This window comes from Desulfobacter sp., from assembly GCF_050177295.1.
This window is the reverse complement of the sequence record NZ_JBFXHE010000051.1, coordinates 13,260-17,998: the sequence shown is the minus strand read 5'-3', so window position 1 is coordinate 17,998 and position 4,739 is coordinate 13,260. Positions and strand designations below refer to the sequence as shown.

General features: G+C 48.3%; 5 protein-coding genes. 3 read left to right on the top strand and 2 right to left on the bottom strand.

Annotation, left to right across the window (positions count from 1 at the left end):
• The first annotated feature begins 332 nt into the window (after positions 1-332).
• The 3 genes from AB7U36_RS06240 to AB7U36_RS06230 all read left to right on the top strand — a co-directional run bounded on the left by AB7U36_RS06240 (position 333) and on the right by AB7U36_RS06230 (position 3,919).
• Positions 333-1,508, top strand: a complete 1,176-nt coding sequence (locus AB7U36_RS06240) for an acetyl-CoA C-acetyltransferase (RefSeq protein WP_428158932.1) — start codon at positions 333-335, stop codon at positions 1,506-1,508.
• 108 nt (positions 1,509-1,616) lie between these two features.
• Positions 1,617-2,468 carry a 3-hydroxybutyryl-CoA dehydrogenase gene (locus AB7U36_RS06235; RefSeq protein WP_428158931.1) on the top strand — a complete coding sequence of 284 codons (852 nt, stop codon included), beginning with the start codon at positions 1,617-1,619 and terminating at the stop codon, positions 2,466-2,468.
• A 164-nt stretch (positions 2,469-2,632) separates the two neighbouring features.
• Positions 2,633-3,919 (top strand): MFS transporter, encoded by a 1,287-nt coding sequence (locus AB7U36_RS06230; protein WP_428158930.1) that lies wholly within the window; start codon positions 2,633-2,635, stop codon positions 3,917-3,919.
• A 10-nt stretch (positions 3,920-3,929) separates the two neighbouring features.
• Here AB7U36_RS06230 and AB7U36_RS06225 read toward each other — a convergent pair whose 3' ends face one another.
• Complete coding sequence (locus AB7U36_RS06225) at positions 3,930-4,544, bottom strand: class I SAM-dependent methyltransferase (RefSeq protein WP_428158929.1); 615 nt, start codon at positions 4,542-4,544, stop codon at positions 3,930-3,932.
• A 13-nt stretch (positions 4,545-4,557) separates the two neighbouring features.
• Positions 4,558-4,739, bottom strand: a 182-nt coding sequence (locus AB7U36_RS06220) for a FeoB-associated Cys-rich membrane protein (RefSeq protein WP_428158928.1), incomplete at its 5' end; no start/stop codon positions are given.

Sequence of the window (4,739 nt, the reverse complement as noted above, 5' to 3'; positions counted from 1 at the left end):
AATTTTTTCAAATTTTCTGTTAATAGCCGGACTATTGACATAAAATTTGGGAGAATTGGGGCCATTTTCATGAGATTGCAGCCGATTCATCAATTACCAAACAGGCTCTAAGGCTGGAGTACCCATGGCCCGGCAAAAGGCACACCCAGGGTCCGGTGCAGATGTCCCCACTCAGATAAAGAAACGGACTATATTCTGCTCATGTACCAGGTCACCCAGTTTCTGCCGGACAAATGGAAAAAAAGTTCTGGAAACCGAATTGGATATTTCCGATACCTTTGTTACGGCCCTGACCCAAAAAAATTCAATGTAAAAGAATAAAGGAGTTTAGAATGAATAAAGCTGTTATCGTCAGTGCCACCCGAACCCCTTTAGGCAGTTTCGGCGGTTCATTGAGCGGCATAAGCGCCACCACTCTCGGTGGGCTTGTCATCAGGGAAGCAATCCGGCGTGCTGATATTGAGGATGCCGTGGTGGATGAGTGCATCATGGGCATGGTTCTGCCCTGCGGATACGGCCAGAATCCGGGCAAACAGGCTGTGGTTAAGTCGGGCCTTCCCTGGGACGTCGAAGCCATTACCATAAACAAGGTGTGCGGGTCATCGCTTAAGGCTGTTATGCTGGCAGCCCAGGCCATCCAGTGCGGAGATGCGGAGGTTGTGGTGGCCGGCGGCATGGAGACCATGAGCATGGCGCCCTATTATATGGACAAGGCCAGATGGGGGCATCGGATGGGGCCGGGCCGCATTGAGGACCATATGGTCCATGACGGGCTGTGGGATATTGTCAATGATTTTCACATGGGCATGTCCAATGAGCTTTGCTCCGAGCGCTGGGAAGTGACCCGGGAGGACCAGGACCGGTTTGCGGCCCGGTCCTATGAAAGGGCCAACAAGGCTGTGGCCCAGGGGCGGTTTAAGGATGAGATTATGCCCGTTTCAATCCCCCGGCCAAAGGGTGACCCCCAAATTTTTGATACGGACGAATGCCCCCAGGAGACAAGCTTTGAATTTTTGTCCAAAATGAAGCCCGCTTTTAAAAAAGATGGCGTGGGCACGGCAGGCAATGCGTCCATCATCTCCGATGGCGCAAGCGCCGTGGTGGTGATGAGCGAATCAAAAGCAAAGGCCCTGGGATGCACTGTCATGGCTGAAATCGGGGCCCAGGCCTCCTATGGCATTGATATGAAATATGTGCTTATGGCGCCCATTTATGCCATTCCCAAGGTGTTGAAAAAGCAGGGGATCGGTGTGAATGATGTGGGCCTGTTTGAGATCAACGAAGCCTTTGCCGGCACCTCCACCGGCATCAACAAGGTCCTGGAACTGGACCCGGAAAAGGTGAACGTGAACGGCGGTTCCGTGGCTTTGGGACATCCCATCGGCGCCTCCGGTGCCCGGGTTCTGACTACGTTATTGTATGAAATGGCCAAAAGAGATGTAAAAACCGGCCTGGCTTCGCTGTGTTTAGGTGGCGGGGAGGCTGTGGCACTGGTTGTCAACCGGTAGGTAGTGACCGTTCTTTATAAACAGGCACTTAAACTATATTCAAACCCGGTGCGCAATAGTGTGCCGGGTCAATTCTTTTTCAAGTTGAATGTATAGGAGAACAGGACAATGGAAGTAAAAACCTTTGGTGTTGTTGGTTCCGGCCAGATGGGCAACGGCATTGCCCAGGTGGCTGCTGCGGCAGGGATGAATGTGATCATGAGCGATATTAAAGAAGCGTTCTGCGAAAAAGGCCTTGCTACAATCGCAGGCTCCCTGGACCGTCTGGTAAAAAAGGAAAAAATAACCCAGGCTGACAAGGATGCCACCCTTGCCAGGATTACCACCACTACGGATTTAAAGGATATGGCCAAGGCCGATTTCGTGGTTGAGGCGGCTGTGGAACGCCAAGACTTGAAATTCAAAATTTTCAGGGATCTGGACGAGATCTGCCCTGCACATGTGATCCTGGCCTCCAACACCTCATCCATTCTCATCGGCAGTATCGCAGCCCAGACCTCCCGGCCGGATAAGGTTATCGGCATGCACTTCATGAACCCCGTACCTATGATGAAACTTGTGGAGGTCATCAAGGGGATTGCCACCTCCGAAGAGACCTTTAAACTGACCTGGAATCTGTCCGAAAAATTCGGCAAGGTCCCGGCCCAAGCCAATGATTACCCCGGTTTCATTGCCAACCGGATTCTCATGCCCATGATCAATGAGGCGGTTTTCTGTCTTTACCAGAGTGTTGGAAACAAAGAGGACATTGATACGGTCATGAAGCTTGGCATGAACCATCCCATGGGCCCTTTGACCCTTGCCGACCTCATTGGCCTGGATACCTGCCTTGCCATCATGGAAACCCTGTATGACGGATTCAAGGATTCTAAATACAGACCCTGCCCGCTGTTGAGAAAATATGTGGAAGCAGGATGGCTGGGGCGCAAAACCGGCAAGGGATTTTACGATTATAAATAGAGTTTGGTTTTGCGGCATCCGGATACGGCATGACGCAATAAAAATAGCAGAGCTTACAAAGAAAAGGCGGGGCATTATTTACCCTGCCTTTGATTATTTTATCGTTTAAAGCAGGGTTTCAGCAGGGTCGCATCCAGCAATGGAAAACACACAGGGGTCAGAAATTGAATCTTATTGATCTGAGCACAAATGAGAAAAAAGTATTTGGGCTCCACCTTGTGTATTCGACCATCGAAGGCATTCTGGCCGGTGTTGTGGTCCTTAACGAGTTTGTGTTTATAAAAAGCCTTCGGGGAACAGAGATGCAACTGGCCCTTCTTTTCCAGGCCAGCATCATCGTGTTCATTTTTTCGGTTGTCATCCATGAATTGGTAAAAAGATTCAAAAAGAAACATATCCTTAAAGGAACAGCATTGATCACCCGGATCCCTCTGCTTCTGATCTTGTTTTTCCCCAGAAAAGTGCTTCCGGATGAAGCCATGGTGTTCTATCATTATTTTTTTCTGCTGATCTTTGTGTTTTATTATCTGTCCATGCCCATTGTTTATCCGATCATCAACAGCATTCTAAAAAATAATTACAGCCATTCCCATTTTGGGACATTTTACAGTTATGCCACCATGACCAGTAAAATTGTGATGATGATCACGACATTTGTTTTTGGGTGGATGCTTGACAACAATCCCTTTTCGTTTATTTATGTTTATCCTGCCATGGGAATCCTGGGAATCATCTCCCTGTTTCTGCTGTCAGGCGCGGTCAAGGAGCAGTACCTTCAGACCGGTGAACCGGTCCTTCCCGTAATGTCCTCACTTGGCAAGTCATTAAGAGATATGAAGGCAATTATAAGGTCCAACAAGCCTTATCGTGATTTTGAAGTGGGATTTATGATTTACGGATTTTCGTTTATGCTCACGGCGTCGGTTATCACAATCTTTCTGGTTGAACAACTGAAGTTGAATTATACCAGTATTGCCTTTTACAAAAATTCGTATAACGTCATAGCCATTCTTCTGCTGCCGTTTTTCGGCAATCTCATCGGCCGGATAGAACCACGCAAATTTGCCGCATTCACATTCCTAACCTTGCTCATGCATCTGTTTTTCCTGGGACTCAGTGAGTACTTTCCCTACTATTGGGACGTTGGCGCGTATCGCTTTTATTACCTGGTGGTTGCCGCGTTTGCCTGGAGCGGATTGTTTGCAGCAAGCATGTCGCTTTTATGGAATATCGGTTCAGCATATTTTTGCAGCGACAATGATGCCGCCGCATACCAATCGGTCCATCTGAGCATGGTGGGGGTTCGGGCAATAATTGCGCCGCTGTTCGGCATCTGGTTATACCAGGACATCGGGTTTACAGGTGTCTTTGTCCTGGGCGTATTATTACTGGCCCTATCCATCCTGATTATGTTCTGGTCAATCAGGCGAAATAAGCAGGTAATCAGATAGGCACACACTATCATTGTTGAGCCGTAACTATCCAGATGCTGATCACGCCCTGGGCATGCCTGATCTGTTGCCGTATTTTAAAACGGCCTTGAATAAGAGGGATCATCCCGCCTTTGTTCACATAGTTTTTAAAATTTCGATAATGCGCTTCACCAGCCAGGCGTTCAATCGCGGTGGCAGCGATTTTGCTGATCATCTTGGCCTGATCATCCAAAGAAAAATCCACTAAAATAAGTTGCCCGTCCGGTGCCGACAGACGCTTTGCCTCCGCCAGCATATTATTTTGCATCCGGGCAGATTTTTCATGAACTGCAAGGGAGATGATGATGATGTCGAAACTTGCATCAGGCAGTCCTGTGTGTTGCACATCACATTCCAGCAGAGTTGCAATTTTATCGCCTTTCCGGGCGACCTTGAGCATTTCCGTGGACAGATCCATACCTGTTAAATTGCTGAAACCTGCGTCTGACATTTTTTTCAGCTGATCGCCGGTCCCGCAGCACAGATCCAGAATGCGTGCGTCATGGTTTGGAATCAGACGAATGATGTCCTGACGGATCTTTTTCAGGGCAAAATAGAGTATTGGATCGTATATTTTTGCAGCCAAAGCACCTTGGGTATCCATTGTTCACTTCCGCTTATTTTATGACCAACCGGCTGCTGTTTGAATCGTCTTTTGGGCTGCAGCCGTTTTTCTGCGGGCAAGGCGTACACCCTTCACATTCACAGCTGCACGAGGACTGTCCTTTAAAAACATTGATCATCCTTTTTATTAAATAAAACAAGGCTGCTGCCACAATCAGTCCCACCAGAATATTTC

Bases quoted from the DNA above. Each gene is read 5' to 3' on its own strand.
- AB7U36_RS06225 (WP_428158929.1), bottom strand. From the start codon at position 4,544: ATGGATACCCAAGGTGCTTTGGCTGCAAAAATATACGATCCAATACTC.
- AB7U36_RS06235 (WP_428158931.1), top strand. From the start codon at position 1,617: ATGGAAGTAAAAACCTTTGGTGTTGTTGGTTCCGGCCAGATGGGCAAC.
- AB7U36_RS06240 (WP_428158932.1), top strand. From the start codon at position 333: ATGAATAAAGCTGTTATCGTCAGTGCCACCCGAACCCCTTTAGGCAGT.